The sequence below is a fragment of the Paenibacillus chondroitinus NBRC 15376 genome, from assembly GCF_004000765.1.
Taxonomy (GTDB): Bacteria; Bacillota; Bacilli; order Paenibacillales; family NBRC-103111; genus Paenibacillus_E; species Paenibacillus_E chondroitinus.
In genome coordinates this window covers 45,652-70,215 of sequence record NZ_BILW01000015.1, presented here as the reverse complement: position 1 = coordinate 70,215, position 24,564 = coordinate 45,652, and the positions used below count along the sequence as shown (strand labels likewise).

Sequence of the window (24,564 nt, the reverse complement as noted above, 5' to 3'; positions counted from 1 at the left end):
GGGGAGATTGTTTCAGAGGGTAGAAATAAAAAAAAGACCATTTTTGCCGAATTAACCGCAAAATGGTCTTTTTATCCAATTTTTGAAGAGGAGTCATTGTGAGGATAGTCTTGCAGTGTGAAACGATGACTCTGATCCACCCATTTCTGCATCACCTTCTGAGCTTCTCTCCTTTGCAATAAAGATTCCGCTAATTGAAAGCCTTCCTCATAACTTCCCACCTTATCGAACCACGTCAATCTCAATCCAGCATTAAAAATAACGTGATCACGCTCCCGCTTCAGCTCTTCGGTATTCTCACCGCCGATAATACGGCGCAGCGACGAGAGCTGCTCAGCCTTGTCCATAGGCTGCAGGGGACCGCTAAGAAAGCCGAATTTCTGCGGTTCCACCACGCGCGACTCGTCTCCCCAAGGGGTAACGATACGAATTGTGCTGTTTTGGTAAATCGGCAAATCTTCAGAGCCCTCGATACCGTTCACCAGATAAATACTTTGTACGCCGGATCTCATAGAAATAGGAATGAGCGACTCCATCGTTTTCCGTTGATTGACGCCAATAATCATATTCATGGACTGTACAGGATTCATCACTTTCTCAATCGTATCGATGACCGTTCGAAGCCCGATCTGTTCACGAACCTGTTTCAACTTCCCAAGCGGTGGACAGAGTTGATCGGTATGCAGGAAGCCAATGTGCAAGTGAAACAGCATAGTTTCCCAAGCTTTGGCCGATAAATCCATGGCAACGCCGAAGCTTTCCAAAATTTCTTGCATAGCTGTTCCCTGTCTTGACGGGAGAGAATCGCCTCCATGCAGCACTTGGGAGAAACCTACTGAGGCGAGCAGGAGACTAACAGGTAATGTGACGGGAAAAAATTGACGCCCTTCCGTAGGACCTGCACAATTAAGCGAATCCGCAAATGGATGATAAGGTTGGGCATAGCTGTGGAAAACGTCAATAAACGCCCTCATCTCTTCATCAGCTTCACCTTTCATACAAAGCGCCATCAAGAAAGCTGCACACTGCGCGTCGGTAGAATTTCCTCTGGCCATTTCATGCGCTGCTTCTAAAGCTTCTTCGTACGTGAGATCGCGCGTGGTTCCCTGCTGGCCCGAACCGATCGCTTGAATCCATCTTTTCATCGTCATCCTCCTTCCTATTAGAGCTCCAGTCCTTAATTTAATGTAATGTTTAATGACATAAATATTGCTTATATAAGGAAATCGTAATACTTTCCATTTTATATGTCAAGTATTGTTACATCATCAAGAATCACACAAGGATAACCGACTTCGCCGTCCTTTTAGGACGAGCGCGTTTGTCAAGGTAGATGCGAAGCAAAAGTATTTCAATGAAATAGTGCCCAGTAATTCCTCGTTGAGGAGAAAGGAAGCGTTGGAGAAGTCAATTCCCCTCGACAAATAGAGGACGTCAGTTCCCCTCCATGTGAAGAGGAGCCTATTTCGATGAAATAGCTCCCTTTAGTTCCCCACAGAGAGGAACCGCTGGAGTGATAACAGCGACTGTGACAACTATGTTGTATTTTGCGCAACCATTTGGCCGTTAAGGAGCCTCACTTCGCCTCTATAGTGCACTTTTTACAACGATTGTTGCAATTGAAGCGCTTTCAATTCATCTTTTGCAACAATTAGTTGTATGATGTGCAACGAAAGACCGAAATCGAGGTCTGACCACACCATTACGTTGTATGTAATGCAACGTAGCCCTTCAACTTTGCTGCACAGCCGTCTTTACAACGAAAAATATTTGTTTGAGTAGATCGATTCCATACATAGATTTCAACAAAAAAAACACCCATCCCAAAGGATGAGTGTTCCCATTAGCCTTTTTCATCAAACTCAAAGTCAAAATCACCAATCTGAATCGTCTGTCCATGCACAGCGCCCCGGCTGCGCAAATCTTGATCGATCCCCATGTTCCGCAAAATGCGGGCGAATCGCGCGACGCCATCCTGCGTGCTGAAGTTCGTACGTTTGATCAACTTGTCAATCGAAGGACTTTCAATCACGAAGACATCGTTTACGCGACGAATCGTGTAATCATTCTCTTCTTGTTTCTCGAAGCGATACACTTTACGCTCTTCTTTCTCTGCCACGCCTTCTACTTCAGGCGCTTGCGGAATGCTCTCTACGATGTCAGAAATCTTATAGAGAAGCTCCTGCACGCCACCACGTGTTAAAGCCGAGATTGGATACACCTCGAACTCTTTGCCATCAGCAGCAAGCTGTTCCTTGAACAAAGCAAGATTATCCTCGGACTCCGGCATGTCCATTTTATTAGCAACAACGATTTGCGGGCGCTGCTCCAATTTAGCGTTATAGAGCTTTATTTCCTCATTGATCATCAGGAAATCTTGATAAGGATCGCGTCCATCCGCTGCGGACATGTCCACGACATGCACAATAACTCGCGTCCGTTCCACGTGTCGCAGGAACTCATGCCCGAGGCCCACGCCTTCGTGCGCGCCTTCGATCAAACCGGGAAGGTCCGCCATAACGAAGCTGCGTCCGTCGCCGACATCGACAACCCCAAGATTCGGGGTAAGGGTTGTAAAGTGGTACGCTGCGATTTTGGGCTTCGCGGCAGAAACAACCGACAACAGCGTAGATTTCCCTACGCTAGGGAAACCGACTAGGCCGACGTCCGCCATTACTTTCATCTCCAGCACAACCCAGCGCTCAACACCTTCCTCGCCGTTCTCGGCAATCTCCGGCGCTGTGATGCGCTGTGTGACGAAACGCGTGTTGCCCCGGCCGCCTCGGCCGCCTTTGGCCACAACGACTTCCTGGCCATGGCGCGTCAAGTCTGCGATGATTTCTTGCGTATCATCGTCAATCACGGTTGTGCCCGGCGGGATGCGAACGATCATGTCCTCCGCGTTAGCGCCGTGCATGGATTTATTGCGGCCCTTCTCGCCGCGATCCGCCTTAAAATGCTTCTGATAGCGGAAATCCATCAGGGTACGCAGACCCTCGTCGACGCGAAAAATCACATCGCCGCCATTGCCTCCGTCACCGCCGGCTGGACCGCCTTCCGGTACATATTTCTCGCGCCGAAACGCAACTAATCCATCGCCGCCGTCGCCGCCTTTTACAAAAACCTTCGCTTTATCTACAAACATTTCTACACCTCAACTAAGATGGGACTTTGGTCAACGAAAGCCCAAGATCCCTCTATTATGTAAGAAACGGCAGTCGTACCGTGATAACCGCTTCTTCCTCTTGCCAATCGCTATTCTCAAGTGAAGATGAATGGGCATGAGAGCGCAACATTTCCTTCACTGCGTTTTCCAGCTGATCCCTGCGATAAGGACCTTGATATACGAAATCAAGCAGTAAGCCATCTTCTTGAAGCTCGAATTCCAAGCTCAGTTTGCCGCTCTCATCGTCACTTGTTGCCGCATGCGCCTGCACGCATTCAGCCGTTTGCCTGACTAATCTCTCAATCAGCCCGCTTCGCAAAGGAAGCTTTCCCAAATTTATCTCTTCGTCTAAGGCAACTTCGAGTTCTAAGGACTTTGACTGCACTCGGAACAACAGCAAGTAAGCAATTAAAGAGGGGATACCCAGCTTGGATAGATTGCTTTCCTGCTGCATATTCATTTTTATTTTTTCCATATAAGGCTGTAAATTATCAAACTTCTTCAACTGAATATAACCAAATAAAATCTGGGTATCGTTCATCCAATCATGGCGCAATCGGTTGATGACCTGTATCAAATTTCTCTGAGCAAGCTCATCTCGCTCTCTAAGCTCTTGGTTCCGTTTCTCTTGAACGCTGCTTTCCTGCAATTTAAAAGCCGTGTAACCACTGATGACGACGATGAGGAGTAATGCCACCCTGACAATCCAGGGTTCTAGAAATAACATTCCCGTTAACCCAATGAGCACAAGTGCCAATAAATAAACCTGTGCGCTGCTCACTCGTTTCATTCCTCGTCCGCTCCGTTCTCCCTGCTTTGTAACCGTTTATCCAGTATAGCATGGCCATCTTGCAAACGTCACCAAACAAATGAGAAAACCTCTGCCCTTGGCCATCCGTAATGACTGACCGCGATTAGAGGTTATCTTCATATGAGGAAAAAATCCCTGACGGGCTTATCGCTCGCCAGGGATTCTCATTACGCTTCTAGAGCTGCAGCCACAGGAGCTACATCAACTGGGTATACACTCACTTTTTTGCGATCGCGGCCAAGACGCTCGAATTTCACTACGCCTGGTACTAAAGCGAAAAGTGTGTCATCCGAACCAATGCCCACGTTCGTTCCTGGGTGAATTTTCGTACCGCGTTGGCGATAGAGAATGCTTCCTGCAGTTACGGTTTGACCGTCTGCACGTTTAGCGCCAAGGCGCTTAGAGTGGGAGTCACGTCCGTTCTTTGTGGAACCTACACCCTTCTTGGAAGCGAAAAACTGGAGATCCAATTTCAACATGATGTTATCCTCCTTTGTTATAGATTGTTTTAATCGTTATATAGTCACCGTAATTGTCTGCAATGGTTTCTAGCATGACGACCATCGATTCCAGAATCACTTGAATCTGGCTCCATTTCTCCGGTACAGTCCGTGCGCTGTCTGGTATCGTAATATCCATAAAGCCCCGTTCCATCTCGTGAATAGGAATGACTCCCGTTAAGGATTCAATCGAATTATATGTACCGAACGTTACCGCCGATACTGCAGCACAGACTAAGTCTTTGCCTGGTACGTCAAATTCAGCATGGCCTTCCACTACAAAAGATACAATTTGAGGTGAATCCGGTACTAGACGCTTTATGGTCACGTAGATCATAAGCTCGCCTCTTACGCTTGGATTTTCTCAACTACAACTCTTGTGTATGGTTGACGATGACCTTGCTTTTTGTGGTAGTTCTTTTTCGGTTTGTACTTATACACGATAACTTTCGCGCCTTTGCCGTGTTTCTCCACTTTCGCGGAAACTGCAGCACCGGATACCAATGGAGCACCTACAACTACGCCGCTCTCTTTGGATACCATAAGCACACGATCAAAAGAAACCACTTCACCTTCAGCTGCGTTCAATTTCTCGATGTAAAGAACATCGCCCTCTTGAACTTTGTACTGTTTACCACCTGTTTCAATAATTGCGTACATTTTCATGACCTCCTCATGTCTCAGACTCGCCTTGTCCAGGTGACGGTCCGGATAAATATCCAACCGTACTTCAACCCGTTTCGTGCGGTTACAGCATGCCTAAACAACACACTCCGAGTATTATATCACAGAAACATTTTGATATGCAATGTTTTATTTGCGTTTTCGCGTCATTTCCAGCAAGCCTAGCTTGGTCCAGCCAACGATGATCGTTTTGGAACGATCCTTGCGCACAGCCTGCGTAATGTTCTCCATAACCGCCGCGCGGTTGACTTCCGAAATCATATCAATAAAATCAACGATAATAATGCCTCTAATATTCCGCAGGCGCAGAAGCCTTGGAATCTCACTTGCTGCTTCACGATTAATATCCGTAACTGTTTGCTCCAAATTAATCGATCCGGTATATCTGCCTGTGTTCACATCAATAACCGTCAGTGCTTCGGTCTGATCAATAATCAAGTAGCCGCCGCTTGGCAGCCATATTTTCCTTCTAAAACTCACATTCAACTCTTCCGTTACGCCAAAATGATCGAACAGCGGAGTCTTACGGTCGTAGAAAGCGATTCGCCCCCGCCAACTCGGGTGCTGTTTGCGAAGCAGCTGTCTCATCTCTTCGAACACTTTGGAATCATTAAGCCAAACTTCGTTCACTTCGGAAGTAATCACGTCACGGGCTAAGCGCGGTAAGAGATCCAGATCTTGATACAGCTGCGCAGGAGCCTCTGCGCCTTGTGCTTTGGATTGAATCATCTGCCACAATTCACGCAAATTTTGCAAATCGTCGCGGATCGCTTCTTCGCTTTGGCCAAGAGAACCCGTCCGAAGGATAACCCCTTCGCCAGGGAGCAAATTGCCTTCGGCCAGCTGCTTGAGGCGCTGTCTTTCAACTTCCAGGTCAATTTTACGGGAAATTGCGATGTAGTCGGCACCTGGCATGTACACAATCCAGCGGCCAGGAATTGAAACATGTGTCGTTACTCTTGCGCCTTTGGTGCCTTGCGGGTCTTTGGATACTTGTACCATAAGCAATTGCCCAACTTCAGCAAGCTCCGTTATTGAGGGTTTAATCTTAGGTTGCTTGTCCAAATGGACAGGGAGGAGATCGTCTATATAAAGAAAGGCATTTTTCGCAAGTCCAATATCGACAAATGCCGCCTGCATGCCGGGAAGTACGTTGACGATGCGACCCATGTAGATGCTGCCTGCTCTTTGGGAATCAAGCGGATACTGCGAATCATACTCAACAAGGCGACCTTCTTCCAGCAATGCCGCTTGTGTAAGCTCCGGTGCGCAGTGAATTATAAGTTGCTTCATACACGTTCACCTCACCAGTTATTTTACATGAAAAGATCGGAAACTGCACTCCCCGGTTTTTTTCCATCCAAATAACCGCTCACCAACTGCTGTTCAGGCAATATAGCTTGAATGCGTCCCGCCTCGTTGACAATGTAAATTAAATGGTATTTTTCGCGCATAAAAAGCTTCAACGTATCGGCCATTGTCCGATGTTTGGTTATGACGATCGGCTGCGCCAGAGTGCCGCGGCTCAGCAGCAGGCTCACCCGGCTCCCGCGGCCAATCAGAAAGCGAAAAAAGTGATACGGCAGCTGCCGGTACGCATACCAATTTGACACTAGCAGAAAAATGCCGATCACTAATATATTCAGCGGCAGCTGCCCGCTAATCAGCTGTAGAATAGCCATCACAATGATGCCAAGACTTAAGAACATGGATATCCAAACCGAATATAAAATCGTGTTATGATACGACAATAAATACCCAAGTAAGGACTGCATCACTTTTCCGCCATCCAGCGGCATGACCGGAAGAAGGTTGAACAAACAGATCATGATGTTAGCTTCAATAAAGTAATCCCACCAACTCGCGGTCCCAACCTCCAGCCACTTCATAAGAAGCGCCAGAATAATCAGCCATACATGCTGCAGCGGCCCCGCTAAAGCCACCACCAGCTCCTCCCAGGTTGGTACACTTCCTAGCTCATCGACAACCAGCACACCGCCGAAAGGGAGCAATTGGACCTCCCGCACCCGCCAGCCGAAGCCGTTAGCAGCAGTTAGGTGACCGAGTTCATGAACGAGAACGATGCCGAATAAGGTAATCGCCTCAAGAAAATAGCCCGTCAAAGCAGAGCCTATTAAAACAAGTGTAAATAAAGGGTGAAACCGATAGGTCGTTCCGGCCACTTTAATCAAAGGAGATCACATCCGTTGGGTTGACAGGGCGGCCATCTCTCGTAAACGCGACATAAAGTGTGCCTTTGGCCGGATCTTTCTTAGAAGCTTTGCCGACGAGCTCTCCTACCTTCATCCAATCTCCTGTTTCAACGCTAACCTCGCTTAACCCCCCGTACAGGGACTGCATTCCTCCTGGATGGCGGATGATAACCGTTTTACCCGTTTCAGCCGAAACCCCGGAGAAAACGACTTGTCCCGTGTCCAGCGCGTAGACAGGCGCATACTCCGCCGTATTTAGCGTGACGCCAAGTTGATTGGTCCCATCGAACGGCTTGATGATACTTCCTTTTACAGGGGCATACAGGGTCCGTTTAGAGGTACTTACCTTTACGGCTTCGTCCCCAACGCGATTAAAGCTAGGAATAAAGGACGGCGAACCACCGAATTGATTCGTATACCAAGTCGATAAGGCGTTGAAATCATAAGACTGTGTTAACGAAGCCGCAACGAACTGCTTGCCTTTATTAGCCCATGGCTCATTCAACTGAAACATGCCGTACAGAGAGGCAAAAAGCACACAGCTAACCAACAGCTTGACCGCTATTTTGCGTGGCGAAGGAGGTGCGAACAGCCCTCTCTCTCCATCTTCCGGTGGTCCGCCGCCGCTTAGCGTCTTGTCCATCAATATTTTTTGCTGCCAAGCATATTCGGGATCTTCCATACGCCTTTTCCAGTCCGCATCCACATAAAGCGGAAGTTCCACCTGCTGCTGCCGTGGCGGCAAAGGCACATGTTCCATCACTCTGGTTGCTTTCGCCGGACTCCCATTGACGTTCACATGCTCCGATGATTCGCGCAAATGCCGAAGCCGTTCCAATCGCCGTTGTTTCACTTTATCTTTGACTTCCATGGAAGCCCCTCCCAAACGTTTTCCTTCCGGAAAACAATCTTCATATCGCTGTATTCGCAAATCTCGCATAGTACAGCCTATGAGAAGAAGGACAAGATTATGTGATAATCCGCAGGGAAACGCCTCCGAACGGACAGAAAAAAAGCCCCTGACTGCTCGCCAGGGACTTATCCTTTTTAAAACAATTCCGGTTCACGATCCTGATGGAGCTTAACGCTCATCACCAGGCCAAGCGACAGCATGTTGATCAAAAGCGAGGTTCCCCCATAACTAACGAATGGCAGGGTGATTCCCGTTAATGGCATAATGCCGATCATCATACCCACATTTTCAAAAATTTGAAAGACGAACATAGAGACAACGCCAACCACGATATAAGCTCCGCTAAGCTGAGTGCTTTGAATGGAAATCAGAATCATGCGATAGATAAGCAAGAAATAGATGAGCAGCAGAACGGCAGAACCTCTGAAGCCGAATTCTTCCCCCACCACAACAAAGATGGAATCCGAATAAGCAAAAGGAATGAAGTTACTGTGGACAGAAGTTCCCTTTAGGTAACCCTCGCCTTCCAGCCCCCCTGACCCGATTGCTCTGATCGCATTTTTCACTTGATAACTATCATCTTCCGTTACATCTTGCGGGTATAGGTAGGTGTCGATACGGTCCATCCAGTGGCTGAAGCCGAAGCCTTTGAGTGCGTCGTACAAACTAGTATGAAACGTCTTATACAGGGTGAGCAGCAGAAAACCTAACCCTGCAAAGATAACGACACTCAATAAAACGTGCGTGTATTTGATGTTCCCGATCCAAAGCATACCGAGCAGGATAATAACGAAGATGATCGCATTCCCCAAGTCCGGCTGAATCAAGACGAGAATAAACGGAAGCAGAACAGCCGCGCATACAGGGATCAAATCGTTTTTGATTTGCAGCAGCTCGCCGCCGCGTTTGGCCAGTAGCGCTGTCACACAAATGATCAAAATCAGCTTCACAAGCTCCGCCGGTTGGAAGGTCAGGCCTCCCGGAAGTTCAAACCAGCCGCGCGCTCCGTGAATTTTTTTACCAAAAAAATAAACGGCCACCAAAGATACGATACCGATACCGTACAAGACTGGAGCAATCCGTATGAGTACACGATAATCAAAAAGGCTGCAGGCTAGAAAGGCAAGTAATCCAACGGCATAGAGAATAAGAATTTTGGATATCGAGATGACAATGGACGGATGATCCACGGACGCACTGTAGACCGTCATTGTGCTGATAACCATGAAGGCGAACAAAATAACAACAATAGGAATGTCGATGTTTTTCAGTTTAGCGAGCACAGCAAGATCATCCTATTCCGATAAACTTTTTCATACGTTTGACCCAGCCAGTCTTGTCTTCGAGCTGCATGAGAGGCACCGTGTCGCCCAAGATCCGGCGAGCCACGTTTCGATAAGCAATCGCAGCGCGGGACGATGGGTTCATCACGGTCGGCTCGCCCGCATTGGCCGCTTTAATGACATGTTCGTCATCTGGCACAATGCCGAGCAGATCGATGGCTAGCACTGAGCAGATTTCGTCAATATCCAGCATCTCGCCTTTTTTCATCATCATCGGGCGAATCCGGTTAATGATGAGCTTCGGCGAAGAAATTTTCTCATTCTCCAGCAGTCCGATAATGCGATCGGCATCCCGTACAGCAGCGTTCTCCGGAGTCGTTACAACGATCGCTTTGTCAGCGCCCGCTACCGCATTTTTGAAGCCTTGCTCAATGCCTGCGGGGCAGTCTATGATGACGAATTCAAAGTCTTTTTTAAGATCAAGAATAATATCTTTCACTTGCTCCGGCGATACCGCATGCTTGTCCTTCGTCTGAGCCGCAGGCAGCAGATACAGCTCTTCGAAGCGCTTATCTTTGATTAAGGCTTGCGGTAAACGGCAGCGTCCTTCCGCAACATCCACAAGGTCATAAATGATTCGGTTCTCGAGTCCCATGACAACATCCAAATTGCGCAGGCCAATATCGGTGTCCACCATGCATACTTTTTTCCCTAAAAGCGCCAATGCTGTTCCAAGATTTGCTGAAGTCGTTGTTTTGCCAACGCCGCCTTTTCCCGAAGTAACAACGATTGCCTCTCCCATATGTTCTCACCCCACGCGCTATTTTCTATAACATATATAAGTCTATAATTTCAAATTCGAATCAGGAGAAATCCGATGAAGCTGATGAAGCTTGTCGATTTCCATTTTACCATCTTTCACATAAGCAAACTCCATAAAAGCCTCTTCAATGCCCCATTCATCCGGAGAACGACTAATAATTCCAGCGATCCGCAATTGGGTCGGGCGCATATGAGAAGCGGCAATAATCGCTTTATCATCGCCGTCAATCCCGGCATGCGCCATTCCGCGAAGCGAGCCCATAATATAAATGTTCCCGGTAGAGGTAATTGTTCCGCCTGGATTAACATCGCCTAAATACAGTAAATCCCCCTCATGATGGAGGGTTTGTCCCGAACGAATCATACCTCTTAGCGTTGACATTCTTGCAGCAGGCTCTATGACTACTTCCTTACGAGGATCACTTTCGATCGATTGAATCAGCAGATTGCCCTTTTGCTTAATGACAGATCTGATTTCTTCTTTCTGCTCCTCGGTTGCTTCCCTGCTGCCTAATTTAACGTGCACATGAATAATCGGTCCGGTCAGTATTTGCTGATGGGTTTTCTCCAGCTTATGCTGCAGCTCTTTCAGCAAATCTTGCCAATCGCATGCATCGTTTAGTAAAAAAACAAGGCCATCCTTGACCCCTTTTATCATCACATGGTGCTTAGCTACAGACATAATTGAATGACGACCTCCCAACCTATACATTTCGGCTCTTGTCGTGGATTCTCCTGCTAACCGCCTGGAAAATTAATCTTCGGTATTCGCAGGTACGATCCGCTTTCCTTCGAGCAGCTTGCGAATCGGTACGTAGCAAATCAAGGCGAAAAGCAAATTAAACAGCACGCTTGGGAGCATGTAATGGGTGAGAGCAAATTTCAACTCAATATCAATGAGCTTAAACAAGTGGTTAATGCCAAAATCGATGAACTCAAACAACAGCAGACCGACGCCTATAATGAGCAGATTATAAAAGATGAGGTTAGGCTGCCTGCGCTGCGCCAGTCCCGCCAAATACCCGGTGAGTCCCATCCCGAAGGAATACACACCGAGCATCGCCCCATAATAGTTAAAATCATGCAGCAGACCGAACAAAAGCCCATAAATCAGTGCAGAATGTCGATGATGGAAAAGTCCGATGAACAAGATAAAGACCAGTGTAAAATGGGGGGTAACATGAACACTGCTTTGCCACGCAGATGGGATCAGCCAGACCACAATGGAGCCTTGCAGGATAAACAAGCCTAATAGAATGAGCCACAGCAAATGTCGAGTCACGTAACGGCTCACCTCATTTCACTTCCGGAACTTCGACGACGAACACTTCGCGAATACGGTTAAACGAAGCTTTGGGCTTCACCATAACTTTGTAGGTGATCCCAAATTCCCCTGGGCCGATGGAAGAGATTGTCCCTACTTCAATTCCCTTAGGGAATACTTGCCCCAAGCCTGATGTAATAATCGTATCCCCGACTTTCATGTCGTCCGCATGTTCCACCTTGTTCATCACGAGTTCCCCTGTATTGCTGTCATAAGACTCAATCATGCCGAATGGTTGGCTAGCATTGCCTTTCACAGTGACCGCAATCGCTTTGGAGTTGTTGTCGGAATCCGTGATCTCTTTCAACAGCTGCACATTGGAGTGAAAGCCGAACACTTTACTTACTCTGCCGACTAATCCGTCGACTGTCATAACCGCCATATTCTCTTTGATGCCGTCCTTGTCGCCTAAATTAATCGTCACTGTACTGTTGTACGGATCATTATCCACCGTAACAACCTCGGCAATCCGATACGTGTAAGCGTTGGCTTGACGCTGTCGTTCTGTAAAGCCCAGGGCTTCCATCAGTCGCTTATTTTGCGATTCCAGATCGTTCAGACGTTGTGTATCTCGCGCATACTGCGTCAAGGTCAGCTTCAACGTCTTATTTTCTTCATAGATGACTCTAAGCTGTCGAATGTCTTCAAAGAAGCCCGCTACCTGCGCAGCGGGCTTGTAGAAGAGTCCTTGCGTCCACGATACCGAGTCTTTGACGAATTTCTCCGGCCATGTCATTGGTCCCCGGTTTCCCAGCGTTAATCCCATCAATATAAAGAAGCAGACTAAACCGAACATCAGGAAAATCAGCCTCTTGTTTCCCATGAATTTGAACAAAATGAGCACCTTCTAACGAATTCTTGACGAATATTAACGTTTATAACGCGAGCCTGAACCTGATTTATTTTTAAACAAATGAATATTTTCCAAGGCGCGGCCTGTCCCAATCGCTACACAATCAAGCGGATTCTCTGCAACGAGAACGGGCATGCCGGTTTCTCTGGCAAGCAAGCGATCCAAGTTGCGCAGCAAACCGCCACCGCCGGTTAACACGATTCCGCGGTCCATAATATCCGCTGACAATTCCGGCGGACACTTCTCCAGCGTAACTTTCACAGCTTCAACGATCGCATTCACCGTATCCGTCAATGATTCTGTGATCTCATCAGAGGTTACGCTCATGGTCTTCGGCAGACCGGAAACAAGGTCACGTCCACGGATTTCGAGTGTTTCCGGCTGTTCCATTGGAAGCGCAGAACCAATCTCCATCTTGAGCGTCTCCGACGTGCGTTCCCCAATCATCAGATTGTATGTACGTTTGATGTATTGAATGATGGCCTCGTCCATTTCATCTCCGGCTATGCGGATGGAACGGCTCGTCACAATGCCCCCAAGTGAGATGACCGCTACTTCTGTGGTTCCCCCGCCGATATCGACAACCATGCTTCCCGTTGGTTCCCACACAGGAAGATCTGCGCCGATCGCTGCCGCAAACGGCTCTTCAATCGTATAGGCTTCACGCGCTCCGGCTTGTTTCGTTGCGTCTTCCACCGCACGTTTCTCTACGGCCGTGATGCCGGAAGGCACACAAACCATCACATTAGGGTGACGTTGGAATAACCAGCGCTGTTTTTGAGCCTGTCTCAAAAAGTAGCGAATCATGGTTGACGTTGTTTCAAAATCAGCAATAACGCCATCTTTCATCGGACGAATCGCACGAATATTGCCTGGTGTGCGGCCGATCATTTTTTTGGCTGCGTCTCCAACAGCTTCGATTGTTTTCGTATCCGTACGTAGAGCAACCACCGATGGTTCTCTAACGATTATTCCTCTGCCTTTTACATAAACCAGTGTATTCGCTGTACCTAAATCAATTCCCAGATCTTTCGTAAAGCCTCCAAACATGGCAGTTACTCCTTTCCTATTGCCAACCTATTATATTACATAAAGCCTTCTTCCTTCAAACTTATGAATCTCTGATCACCTATGATAACATGATCCAACACTTCAATACCAATAATAGTTCCGGCTTCCACCAAACGGTGGGTTAGCTGTATATCTTCCGGGCTTGGCGTGGGATCCCCGCTAGGATGATTATGTACACAAACAATAGACGCACTGCTTCTTTTGATGGCTGCACGGAAAACTTCGCGGGGATGGACGATGGACGCGTTCAAGCTGCCCATGGAGAGTGTTTCTTGCGCAAGCACATGATTTTTCGTATTCAAAAACAAACAAACGAAATGCTCCTTCTGCAAATATCGAAGTTCCTCGCTCATTAAGTTCGCGATATCCTTCGGGGATCGAATCGTAATCCGCTCTGCGAATGTGCTTTTGGCAATTCGCCGACCGAGCTCGATACCGGCTAGAATTTGCAGCGCTTTGGCATCACCAATGCCTTTGATTTGTGTAAGCTGATCCTTGCTCATGTCCACCAGGCTGCGCAATCCTCCGGACTCGCTTAAGATGCGGTTTGCCAGACGAACCGCTGACTCCGAAACCGTTCCGGTTCGAAGAATAATCGCCAACAGCTCGGCGTGGCTTAACGCCTCAGCTCCATATTGAAGCATTCGCTCTCTAGGCCTTTCTTCCGTCGGTACTTCACGAAGCATTAAACTTGTGACTTCCATCAATTCCCCTCTTTCCATCTGTAGGTTGTGTTACTTATCCGTATCCCATTCATCGCGACAAGGACCTTAAAACGACACAAAACCCCCGGATTATAAGATCCGAGGGCTTCTAGGATAACTGCTCATTATTCAATTCCGGGCATCCGTAAGCTTTGATTCGTTCCAGCATACCGCCGATGGTATAACCATCGAAGTATAATTCCATCTGCTTTTCGGCGTCTGCGAAAACGTTGCCCATCAATTTATCCATTTTGGATGAAATGATACAATCGTTATTCTTCTCATCGCCGGAACACCAGCTTGGTTTCAAAGAACCATGACACGTTAATCGGTAAATTTCACCGAGTGTCACATCATCCGGATTACGGCAGAGAATGAATCCGCCCCCGATGCCTTCTTTGGTTGAAACGTAACCTGCTTTTCGCAGAAAGCCCATAACTTTGCGTATACGAGCAGAATGTGTGGATACATTCGTAGCAATTTCTTCACTGGTTGCCATATGATCAGGCAAATTTGCAAGAAATACGAGACTGTGGACGGCTATTGTAAATTCGCTGTTCATGGCCAATCCTCCCTGAAGTTGCGATGTCATGTCGCTTACTGTCATTGTAACCGTTACAGATTGCACAGTCAATGTGTGCACGACTAGAAAGGAGAGATTACAGAACTTGGATATCGAAGGTTAACAGCAAATCACTAAGCAAGGAAAGCGGCAAGCCAACAACTGTAAAATAGTCCCCTTCAATGGCTTCTACGATGGTTGCGCCAATCCCTTGAATCGCATACGAGCCGGCTTTGTCCTTAGGCTCGCCTGTCGCGATATATCGACGAATCTGCTCGTCTGACATAGCTTTCATCTTCACATTCGTTACGCTGTGCGAGACTACCTGCTTGCCTGTAGCTGCATCGATGCAAGCCACTCCGCTGTACACCTGATGCGTCGTGCCTTGCAGGCCTTTCAACATCCGGAAGGAATCTTCTTCATCCACAGGCTTTCCAAGAACCTCATGGTGAAGCACAACGACCGTATCAGATCCCACGATGATCCCGTGTTTTTCACTGGACTCCAGCATCTCGCGAACCGTTGACGCCTTGCGTACCGATAGAACTTCTACTAGTTCTGAAGGCGTTATTTTTCCTTCTACGGTCTCATCCGCGTCGCTTACCCGAATGATATAGGGTAGTCCAAGTCCCTGAATCAATTCCTGCCTCCGCGGCGAGGATGAAGCAAGAATTAATCTTTGCTCGTGGTTTGGTGATTTATTCAACAGAAACAACTCCTAGCTTATGATAATGTCCGTATAGGATTCAATGCCGATTACAGCTTGCGATACAGGAGGAAAGCACCTACTAATCCAAGAATACTGCACAAATTTAGTCTCACCAGAAGATGCAGCTCATATTTCACAACTTGCAGATCTGCCTTTGGATCCCAAGTAATCGAGGCCGATTTGGTTAAAAAAGATAGAGCGGGCACAGGAGTCAGCAGCTGGCCGACAATAATCCCGGTTATCAATCCGATGATTAAAAATATGACTAAGGTAAAAGTGCCTTTTTTCATCGCTGTCATCCTCTCTTCTATGTACAAGCCCTATTATACGGGCACACTCTACTTTTTTCCATGAAAAATGTAACCGGATGGTGATTCTTACCTGCTTACATCCTTAGCTGTTCCTAGTAAGATAGATTTTGGAGGTACTTCAACTTATGACTTTACTTAAAAGACTTGTTCTACTCACCTTTATACTTACGATAGCGTTTCCTTATCAAGCTTTTGCCTATAAAATCGTTCTTGATGCCGGACATGGCGGAAGCGACCCCGGTGCCTTGGGCTTGAACGGTTTGAAGGAGAAAGATGTCAATCTCGACATCACGCAAAAGCTGCGGGACGAGCTAACGAAGCGAGGTTACGAGGTCGTCCTGACAAGAACCGATGACACGTATTGGTCACTCGCGGAGCGCGTAAATTTCACGGATGCCTTGCAAGCGGATTTATTCGTATCCGTCCACGCCAATTCGCATCCGAACGGCACAACCAGAGGCAGCATGGTGCTTTACTACGACAACGATTACCCCCAAGAGGATTATCCCGCAAGCGACAAAATGAAACAGTTGACACCCTACAGTAAAGATTTGGCCCAGCATGTTCTGGATTCCTTGGTTTCGGCAGCCGGCACGAAGAACTTGGGTTTAGTTCCAAGCGCGGTTTACGTAGCGAGAATGGGCAGCATTCCAAGTATTCTTGTGGAAACTGCTTTTCTAAACCAATCCAGCGATGCAGCATTGCTTGCAAGTGACGCCGTTCGAGCGAAAATGGCTGTTGGGATTGCCAACGGCATTGCGGGCTATGCCCCGCCCTTATTCACAGATACCCTTGGGCATTGGGCAAGAGAGTCCATTATGCGCATGAAAAATAAAGGCATTATTGACGGAATAAACAATCAGTATCAACCGGATCGCGCTTTGAAAAGAGCGGAATTCCTCACTTTGATGGATCGGGCGTTTTCATTCGACAAACTCGCAGCCGCTTGTACGCCAAGTGGAACCGTCACCTCAGCGGTATATAGCTGCCAGACGGCTGACCAAACGTACAAAGACCTGCCGGCTTCTTACTGGGCAAGCCCTGTTTTTGCCAAAGCGCAACAATTAAATCTGCTTCAAGGATATGCGGATGGAACGATTCGCCCTGAACAACCGATCACCCGTGGCGAAGTCGCTTATCTTTTCGACCGCCTCATTCAATTGTCTACAAAAAGTGGTGGGCAAAGCCCGGCCCCTAAGGCAACTTTTGACGATGTGCCGGCGGATTTGTGGAGCGCCAAAGCTATTTATGCTTTGAAACAGAAGGGCATCATTAACGGAATCACAGATACTTCGTTCAAACCGGAGCAAACGATGACACGCGCAGAGATGGCTGCCCTGTTAGATCGTTACTTCACAAAATAAAAAAGCAGGTGTCTTTCAAAGCTCCGACGAGCTCTGAGGACACCTGTTTTTTTCAAGTTAAGAAACGCTTATTTTCTTCAGCAAATCTTTCTGTGCCAGAATGTACTGCATCATGGATGTTTGAGCTTGCCAGAGCATCGCCGTGGAAGGGCTTTTCTTGTACTCATCCATCGATTGCACGGCACTGTTCAAGGAGGATGTCATCTTTTGGACGATAGGCTTAGTGTCATCGCTTAAGCCTTCATTTAGCGCCGTAGACAACGTAGTCAGCGATTGGTGAGAAGTGTGAATCGTTTGCAGCGAACTATCTGAAAGCGCGCTAGGCTTCGTTTCAGCCAGATGAATAAGTGCCAATTCATTGATTGTATTCACAAGCTTATTTGCTTCTGTTAGGAAAGCAGGCACTGAATCGGGCTTTTGGCCGCTCCAACGAATTCCTGTCACTGCCGGGATGTCTAGACTTTTGATATACACTTCTATCGTTTTATCCACGGTTTGGACTTGTTGTCTCAAGGCCGTGGCGTCGTCTTTGTTATTGGCAAATCCTACAAAAATCGTGGGCTTATCCGAACTGTCCAGGGCGGATGCCAAACCTTTCTTCTTCAGCGTATCCTGGATGGCTTGAGCGCTCTGCATGGAGCTGAACACCCCATTTTGCAGGAATGTATAGGATTTAGCCGGAATTTGAACCGGTGTGACAGCGCCAGCCGTTGCAGGCAAGCCAGCTGCTTGATCTGTGCCTATTTTGGTAGCACCGCCCGGCGCTTTCGAAGGAACAGCCGCTACGTTAGCGGAAGGGACAGCAATCGTAGTCTTGCCGGGCGCTGTGTCCGTCGGGGTGCGGTCAGATGGCGAGAACATCGAGAGGACAAAAAATCCGAAAGCGACTCCCGTCACGACAGCTCCTGCTACGGAGGTTGCAATTCGAATCCAGGGGGCACCGTTTGATTTAGCATATCTAGTGCCAACTTCCGGTTCGATATAAGGCCCTTTATGCGTCCAGCTCGACCATTCATCACGATTTTGCTCTGTTATCGGCTCTTGTCTTTGGACAGGAACCTCTGCCCTCACTTGCTGTTCCCGAATGGCCTGAGACTCGCGGATAATTCGCTCGACTCTTTCGCCTTCCGTCTCAATCTGGCTGTTCCAGCTGCCGAAATCCGTAGTAAACGTATTCAGCGCATGCGGTTCAAACAAGCTTTCTACTTGCTCTCTCTCAGCTTGTTGATAGGATGTTATCTCCTCTGAGTTTTGCCCGTCATTGGGAGAATTCGTTACAACCTTATACTCTTCCTGATAGAGTGGAATCACCTTTTCTTCAGGACCGGGTACTCGCGACACTTTACGGTTCGATTCTGCCGGCTCCTTGGTGTCGAAACGATACGTGATTCTTGCTTTACTCATTCCATTCACTCCTCATAAAATGTATTTGGAAACGGACCCGCCGTCATCTTGTCCAAATCTTCTGTTACTAGATTATGATTGAGAGAATTGAAATATGTTTGGTTAAGCAAAAAAAGACCGCCTCCAGCCAATTGGCTTACAGCGATCTTTCCTCTAACCGTTCGTCTCGTATTTCTTGCGCAGTGACTTCGCTAAACCGTCGGCCGCTTTCCAGATATCCCCGGCACCCATCGTCAGCACCAAATCACCTGGCTGTACATGATCGATTAAATACCCAAGAACATCTTCCCTTGTGGCAATGTGCTGAACATTAGGATTGCTATTGCTCTTGATCAATTCAACTAGTTTAGCTGAATCTACTCCCTCAATCCGCTTCTCGCCCGCAGGAGAATAAATATCGGTGATAATCACCTCGTCCGCCTCATCAAAAGAGCGGCTGAATTGCTCAAATAGATAATAGGTACGTGTATAGCGTTGTGGTTGGAAAACGGCAATGATCCGTTTGCCTGTTGCCTTGGCAGCAGAGATCGTTGCTTGAATCTCAGTCGGATGATGCGCATAGTCATCAATGACCAGGATGTTCTCTACTTCCCCGAGCACCTGGAATCTACGCTTCGCCCCCCGGAACTCTTGAATCGCCTCAGCAATCTTCTCAAAAGGCAGTCCCGCTTCCAGGCATGTGATCACTGTCGCCAATGCGTTATACACGTTGTGCTTCCCTGGCACAGATAAGCTAACCTGCCCAAGCAGCGCGCCTTGGTTGTGAACGTTAAACGTAACCTTGCGGTCGCCTAACGAAATATCGCTGGCTACGTAGTCAGCGTCATTATCTATTCCATACGTGATGACTTCGCTTTGAATGGCCGGAATCATTTCACGTAAAAACATATCATCTTGACAAACAATCGCTTTTCCACCAGGTCTTACTTGGCTGAGGAATTGCTTATAAGCTTGCTTTAAATTCTCGAAGTCGCCATTATAGTTCTCTAAATGATCAGCTTCAATGTTATTTACTAGAGCAAGCGTTGGATGATATTGAAGGAACGTACCATCGCTTTCATCGGCTTCCGCTACAACGAATTCACCTTTGCCTGCTTTGGCATTGCTGCCGACATTCATGATTTCGCCGCCGATAATATAAGTCGGATCTATTCCGCAAATTTCCATAACCAAAGCGATCATTGAGGAGGTCGTCGTTTTGCCGTGTGCTCCTGCAACCGCAATGCCTTTGCGTTCGTTCATAAGTCTTGCCAGCATCTGTGAGCGGTGAATGACCGGAATGTTTAATTCCTCCGCCGCTTGCATCTCCACATTATCTTTGGATAAGGCTGTCGAATAAACAACCAAATCAGCACCTGATACATTGCGAGCTTCATGCCCTATGAAAACTTGCGCACCCTTCGCTTTTAACTTTTCCGTTAACTCTTGGTGTGCCAGGTCGGAACCGGATATCCGGTAACCCATTTCAAGCATGACTTTGGCAATAGCACTCATGCCGTATCCGCCGATGCCTATAAAATGTACGTGTTCTGCTTGACTCACGCCGTTCTCACCATCCTTTTTCAGAATCGGTTTGATAGGTAATCCAAGAACGAACATCAGAGATTAAATACAGCGTGCCGGATACGACCGCCAGATCATCCTGCTCAGTTCTGCTTGTAAGGATTTCTAATGCCCGCTTCCAATCGCGCTCAACCACGATATTCACCTGACGGTTCATATCATGAAGAAGTTCACGTGCTAGCTCCGCGAGCATCTCGGCATCCCCTTTTTTATGAAAATCGGGTTCCGTAATGATAAGTGTATCCACCAATGGTAGTATATGCCTGAGGTAGCCCGTATGATTCTTTGTCGAAAGCATTCCCATCATGAGATTCAGCTTTCGGTAGCTATAGACGGTTTGAAGTGCAGCAGCAAGTGTCGCGGCACCTTCAGGATTATGCGCACCATCGAGCAATACACGAGGCTCGTTCGAAATCATCTCAAGCCGTCCAGGCCAGCGAGTCTCTTTCAGCCCTTTGTACAAATCCTCATCGTCCACAATGCATGCATAGTATTGACGAAGCACTTCCAGCGTCATCACGGCCACTGCGGCATTTTTCAGCTGATGTTCGCCATTCAGCGAAATCGGCACGCCCGGAATCGGCCGGAATGGACCCGTGAAATCAAAGGTCTGAAGATCCAATTGACTGGTCACATTCGCGTAATTGAATTGATCTCCAAGCGAGTAAAGCGTCGCTTTCTTGGCTTTCGCCGTTTGTTCGATAACGCTCCAGCCTTCATGAGGCTGTGCTGCCGTAATAATAGGAACACCGGCCTTAATGATTCCCGCTTTTTCAGCAGCTACTTTTTCGATGGTATCTCCCAGAATGTCCATATGGTCATGACCCACATTGGTAATGACGGTTACGACCGGATTCACGATATTCGTGCTATCCAGCCTTCCCCCCAAGCCAGTTTCCCATACGACGTAATCGGGATAAGCCACCTTGCCGAAGTACATAATAGCGAGCGCCGTAGAAATTTCAAACATCGACGGAGCGCCAAGCTCGGTTTCGGCAATCTCGTCAATCACAGGCTTCATGTCATTCACCAGTCTAAGCAGATCAGCATCTGGAATATCCTCACCGTTCACTTGGATACGATTCGTATACTTCTCCAAATACGGGGACGTGAACGTCCCCACATCATATCCGCATGCCCGCAAGACAGAAGTTAAATAAGCGCATGTAGAGCCCTTGCCATTCGTACCCGCCACATGAATGAATTTCAATCTGCGTTCAGGGTGACCGAGTTTCTCCATCAACATCTGCATCCGTTGGAGTCCCGGTTTGATACCGAGTTTCTCCATCCGCCCGACAATCCAAGAGATCGCTTCTTGCGCGCTTTGGAATGCGGCCGGATGGTTGTCTTTGAATTCGTTCATCGATCTCATCCTCATTTACTATATGAATCACCTTGTATACGTAACTAGGCAATCGTTGGTTTTATTGAAATTATCCCTTTAATTCCGCTAAACGAGCAATCACTTTATCCCGCTTATCCGCATAATCTGCAAGCTTAGCCTTTTCTTCCTCGATCACCTTCGCAGGCGCCTTGGCCACAAAGCCCTCATTGCCCAGCTTTTTCTCGATACGTTCAACTTCCCCGTGCAGAGTTTGCAGCTCTTTATCCAAACGCACGAGTTCTTGGGCAATATCGATCAGCCCTGCCAGAGGCAAGAACAGCTCTGCTCCTGTGATGATCGCCGTCATCGCTTTCTCCGGTGCGCCCATTTCAGCGTCGATCTGCAGCAGGGATGTGTTGCAGAAACGCTTCAGGTACTCTTCGTTCCTTTGAAGAATACTTTGCGTCTCACTGCTTGCCGGTTTGACCAACAGCTCAACCTTTTTGCTCATCGGAACGTTAACCTCGGCGCGGATGTTACGAACGGAACGGATCGCATCCATCAGCAGCTCCATCTCGCGAACAGCATCCGGCGATTCGAACGCCGGGTTCTCAGTCGGCCAGGAAGCAAGCGTAATCGTTTCGCCTTCATGCGGCAAATGCTGCCAAATTTCTTCGGAGATGAACGGCATGAACGGATGAATAAGGCGCTGTGTACGATCAAGCACGTAAGCTAATACGGATTGCGTCTTCTTCTTCGCAGCTGCATCTGTGCCGTATAGGCTCAATTTACTGAACTCAATGTACCAATCACATAGGTCATCCCAGATGAAATTATACAGCAAGCGGCCGGTTTCACCGAATTCATAGCTGTCGATCAAGCGAGTTACATCGCGAACTGTTTCGTTCAAACGATGCAGAATCCAGCGATCGGCTGTGCCAAGTTGGCCTGTCAGATCAATATCTTCAGCCTTAACGCCTTCGAGATTCATAAGGGCAAAGCGGGATGCATTCCAGATCTTATTGGCAAAATTGCGAGCCTGCTCCACTCGCTCCCAACGGAAGCGGAGATCCTGTCCCGGCGTGCTGCTCGTAGAAATCATATAGCGCATAGCATCTGCGCCATATTTCTCAATCACTTCTAACGGATCTACGCCGTTGCCAAGCGATTTAGACATCTTACGGCCTTCGGAGTCGCGTACGAGTCCGTGCATTAACACGTCTTTGAACGGAATTTGCTCCGTAAATTCAAGGGCTGTGAAGATCATGCGAGCTACCCAGAAATAGATAATATCATAACCTGTTACTAGAACATTCGTAGGATAGTAACGTTTAAGGTCTTCCGTATCGTTCGGCCAGCCCAACGTGGAGAACGGCCATAGAGCCGAACTGAACCATGTATCAAGAACATCGTTATCTTGTTTCAGATTCGTGCTTTGGCAGTGTGTACATGCTGAAGCGTCCTCACGGGATACCGTAATTTGACCGCAATCCGCGCAATGCCAAGCTGGAATGCGGTGACCCCACCATAGCTGACGGGAAATACACCAATCGCGAACATTTTCAATCCAGTTCAAATAAATTTTCTCAAAGCGGTCTGGTACGAAGTTGACCCCTTTGCCTGATTTTTGCGCATCGATCGCTTGATCGGCAAGCGGCTGCATTTTTACGAACCACTGCGTGGACAAGTACGGCTCGATGACAGCCCCGCTGCGCTCACTGTGGCCTACTTGGTGAACATGCTCTTCGATTTTGATCAGAACGCCTTGTTCTTTCAGATCAGCAACGATTTGCTTGCGGCATTCGAACCGATCTTTGCCTTGGTAAGGGCCCGCATTCGCATTCATCGTACCCGTTTCATCCATGACAAGAATTTGCGGCAGATCATGGCGTTTCCCTACTTCGAAATCGTTCGGGTCGTGAGCAGGCGTAATTTTCACAGCTCCGCTTCCGAACTCTTTCTCAACATACTCATCGGCAATAACCGGAATCTCGCGATTTACAATTGGAAGCAGCAATTTCTTGCCGATCAAATGCTGGTAACGCTCATCCTTCGGATGTACAGCAACCGCCGTATCCCCTAGCATCGTTTCAGGACGCGTTGTAGCGACAACGATGGAATCTAGCCCGTCTGTCGTTTTGTAAGACAAATGGTAAAGCGCGCCTTGAACCTCTTTATATTCAACTTCAATGTCAGATAACGCTGTGCGAGCCGCAGGATCCCAGTTAATAATATAGTTTCCGCGGTAGATAAGCCCTTTTTCATACAAGCTGACGAAAACTTCACGAACGGCTTGGGATAACCCCTCATCCAGCGTGAAACGCTCACGGGAATAATCCAAAGAAAAGCCCATTTTAGCCCACTGCTCGCGAATCGTGTTCGCATACTGCTCTTTCCATTCCCAAACTTTCTCCAGGAACTTCTCGCGTCCCAGATCATAGCGGGATTGGCCATCCTCGCGGAGCTTTTGTTCCACTTTCGTTTGTGTCGCAATGCCCGCATGGTCGGAACCAGGCAGCCAAAGCGTGTCATACCCTTGCATCCGCTTCGTACGAACCAAAATATCCTGAAGCGTGAAATCCAGCGCATGCCCGATATGCAGCATACCCGTTACGTTAGGCGGCGGAATCACAATGGTGTAGGTTTCCGCGTCCGGACGGCCGCCCGCTTTGAAAAACTCATTTTTAATCCAGTAATCGTACCACTTTCGCTCCGCTTCTTTGGGGTCGTACGTGGTAGGCATTTGCAATTGCTCTTTCGTTTCATTCGCTTCGGTCATAAGATTACCTCCATTACTGTTATCTCTGTTAAATAGGCTTTTGAGGCCTGTTATTAAGCTCGTTTGCTAGGTTAAATCAAACAAAAAAAGCCCTCCGCCCGCAAAGGACGAAAGGCTTGCTTCCGTGGTACCACCTTTATTCCGCGCAGCTTCAACATGAAGCGCGTGGCTCTCAAACAGATAACGGCTGCGGCCGGCAAATGC

At 47.9% G+C, this 24,564-nt stretch carries 24 protein-coding genes and 1 other annotated feature; of the genes, 1 reads left to right on the top strand and 23 read right to left on the bottom strand.

Annotated features, from left to right (window positions below; all coding sequences use genetic code 11):
• Positions 1-71: 71 nt before the first annotated feature.
• The 19 genes from PCH02S_RS17960 to PCH02S_RS17870 form a co-directional block, all read right to left on the bottom strand.
• Positions 72-1,145 (bottom strand): anthranilate phosphoribosyltransferase, encoded by a 1,074-nt coding sequence (locus tag PCH02S_RS17960; protein ID WP_127455317.1) that lies wholly within the window; start codon positions 1,143-1,145, stop codon positions 72-74.
• A 698-nt stretch (positions 1,146-1,843) separates the two neighbouring features.
• The gene (gene obgE / locus PCH02S_RS17955; RefSeq protein WP_127455316.1) at positions 1,844-3,145 is read right to left on the bottom strand and encodes a GTPase ObgE; all 1,302 of its coding nucleotides are present in this window, start codon (positions 3,143-3,145) and stop codon (positions 1,844-1,846) included.
• A 55-nt stretch (positions 3,146-3,200) separates the two neighbouring features.
• Entirely contained in the window at positions 3,201-3,956 is a 756-nt protein-coding gene (locus PCH02S_RS17950; protein ID WP_127455315.1) for a Spo0B domain-containing protein, read from the bottom strand.
• Between the two features lie 188 nt (positions 3,957-4,144).
• Entirely contained in the window at positions 4,145-4,456 is a 312-nt protein-coding gene (gene rpmA, locus PCH02S_RS17945; protein ID WP_127455314.1) for a 50S ribosomal protein L27, read from the bottom strand.
• A gap of 4 nt (positions 4,457-4,460) precedes the next feature.
• Positions 4,461-4,814 carry a ribosomal-processing cysteine protease Prp gene (locus PCH02S_RS17940; protein ID WP_127455313.1) on the bottom strand — a complete coding sequence of 118 codons (354 nt, stop codon included), beginning with the start codon at positions 4,812-4,814 and terminating at the stop codon, positions 4,461-4,463.
• 11 nt (positions 4,815-4,825) lie between these two features.
• A complete protein-coding gene (gene rplU, locus PCH02S_RS17935; protein ID WP_127455312.1) occupies positions 4,826-5,137 on the bottom strand; it encodes a 50S ribosomal protein L21 in 312 nt (103 codons plus the stop codon).
• A gap of 12 nt (positions 5,138-5,149) precedes the next feature.
• Positions 5,150-5,237, bottom strand: a sequence feature (ribosomal protein L21 leader region).
• A 53-nt stretch (positions 5,238-5,290) separates the two neighbouring features.
• On the bottom strand, positions 5,291-6,454 hold the full coding sequence (locus tag PCH02S_RS17930) for an Rne/Rng family ribonuclease (RefSeq protein WP_127455311.1): 1,164 nt from the start codon (positions 6,452-6,454) through the stop codon (positions 5,291-5,293).
• 23 nt (positions 6,455-6,477) lie between these two features.
• The gene (locus tag PCH02S_RS17925; RefSeq protein ID WP_246069147.1) at positions 6,478-7,344 is read right to left on the bottom strand and encodes a M50 family metallopeptidase; all 867 of its coding nucleotides are present in this window, start codon (positions 7,342-7,344) and stop codon (positions 6,478-6,480) included.
• 1 nt (position 7,345) lies between these two features.
• A complete protein-coding gene (locus PCH02S_RS17920; RefSeq protein ID WP_164819612.1) occupies positions 7,346-8,245 on the bottom strand; it encodes a M23 family metallopeptidase in 900 nt (299 codons plus the stop codon).
• A 176-nt stretch (positions 8,246-8,421) separates the two neighbouring features.
• Positions 8,422-9,570, bottom strand: coding sequence for an FtsW/RodA/SpoVE family cell cycle protein (locus PCH02S_RS17915; RefSeq protein WP_127455308.1), 1,149 nt, complete (start codon positions 9,568-9,570; stop codon positions 8,422-8,424).
• A gap of 7 nt (positions 9,571-9,577) precedes the next feature.
• The gene (gene minD, locus PCH02S_RS17910; RefSeq protein ID WP_127455307.1) at positions 9,578-10,372 is read right to left on the bottom strand and encodes a septum site-determining protein MinD; all 795 of its coding nucleotides are present in this window, start codon (positions 10,370-10,372) and stop codon (positions 9,578-9,580) included.
• 42 nt (positions 10,373-10,414) lie between these two features.
• Positions 10,415-11,074 carry a septum site-determining protein MinC gene (gene minC / locus PCH02S_RS17905; RefSeq protein ID WP_127455306.1) on the bottom strand — a complete coding sequence of 220 codons (660 nt, stop codon included), beginning with the start codon at positions 11,072-11,074 and terminating at the stop codon, positions 10,415-10,417.
• Between the two features lie 72 nt (positions 11,075-11,146).
• Complete coding sequence (gene mreD, locus PCH02S_RS17900) at positions 11,147-11,674, bottom strand: rod shape-determining protein MreD (protein WP_127455305.1); 528 nt, start codon at positions 11,672-11,674, stop codon at positions 11,147-11,149.
• A 13-nt stretch (positions 11,675-11,687) separates the two neighbouring features.
• A complete protein-coding gene (gene mreC, locus PCH02S_RS17895; protein WP_246069136.1) occupies positions 11,688-12,551 on the bottom strand; it encodes a rod shape-determining protein MreC in 864 nt (287 codons plus the stop codon).
• 33 nt (positions 12,552-12,584) lie between these two features.
• Complete coding sequence (locus tag PCH02S_RS17890; protein ID WP_127455304.1) at positions 12,585-13,619, bottom strand: rod shape-determining protein; 1,035 nt, start codon at positions 13,617-13,619, stop codon at positions 12,585-12,587.
• A 35-nt stretch (positions 13,620-13,654) separates the two neighbouring features.
• Positions 13,655-14,344 (bottom strand): RadC family protein, encoded by a 690-nt coding sequence (radC, locus tag PCH02S_RS17885; protein ID WP_127455303.1) that lies wholly within the window; start codon positions 14,342-14,344, stop codon positions 13,655-13,657.
• Positions 14,345-14,453: 109 nt separating this feature from the next.
• Entirely contained in the window at positions 14,454-14,906 is a 453-nt protein-coding gene (locus PCH02S_RS17880) for an RrF2 family transcriptional regulator (RefSeq protein WP_127455302.1), read from the bottom strand.
• A gap of 97 nt (positions 14,907-15,003) precedes the next feature.
• A complete protein-coding gene (locus PCH02S_RS17875; RefSeq protein ID WP_407670095.1) occupies positions 15,004-15,612 on the bottom strand; it encodes a Maf family protein in 609 nt (202 codons plus the stop codon).
• A 50-nt stretch (positions 15,613-15,662) separates the two neighbouring features.
• Positions 15,663-15,905, bottom strand: coding sequence for a DUF4321 domain-containing protein (locus tag PCH02S_RS17870; protein WP_127455301.1), 243 nt, complete (start codon positions 15,903-15,905; stop codon positions 15,663-15,665).
• Positions 15,906-16,051: 146 nt separating this feature from the next.
• On the opposite strand from PCH02S_RS17870, the gene PCH02S_RS17865 reads away from it, so the two are divergent.
• Entirely contained in the window at positions 16,052-17,290 is a 1,239-nt protein-coding gene (locus PCH02S_RS17865) for an N-acetylmuramoyl-L-alanine amidase (protein ID WP_127455300.1), read from the top strand.
• Between the two features lie 57 nt (positions 17,291-17,347).
• On the opposite strand, the gene PCH02S_RS17860 is transcribed toward PCH02S_RS17865, so the two are convergent.
• The 4 genes from PCH02S_RS17860 to PCH02S_RS17845 all read right to left on the bottom strand — a co-directional run bounded on the left by PCH02S_RS17860 (position 17,348) and on the right by PCH02S_RS17845 (position 24,360).
• Entirely contained in the window at positions 17,348-18,694 is a 1,347-nt protein-coding gene (locus tag PCH02S_RS17860; protein WP_127455299.1) for an SPOR domain-containing protein, read from the bottom strand.
• Positions 18,695-18,847: 153 nt separating this feature from the next.
• Positions 18,848-20,236 carry a UDP-N-acetylmuramate--L-alanine ligase gene (murC, locus tag PCH02S_RS17855; RefSeq protein ID WP_127455298.1) on the bottom strand — a complete coding sequence of 463 codons (1,389 nt, stop codon included), beginning with the start codon at positions 20,234-20,236 and terminating at the stop codon, positions 18,848-18,850.
• Between the two features lie 7 nt (positions 20,237-20,243).
• Positions 20,244-21,629: a bifunctional folylpolyglutamate synthase/dihydrofolate synthase gene (locus PCH02S_RS17850; protein WP_127455385.1), complete on the bottom strand. Its 1,386-nt coding sequence runs from the start codon at positions 21,627-21,629 to the stop codon at positions 20,244-20,246.
• 61 nt (positions 21,630-21,690) lie between these two features.
• Complete coding sequence (locus PCH02S_RS17845; protein ID WP_127455297.1) at positions 21,691-24,360, bottom strand: valine--tRNA ligase; 2,670 nt, start codon at positions 24,358-24,360, stop codon at positions 21,691-21,693.
• Positions 24,361-24,564: the final 204 nt, after the last annotated feature.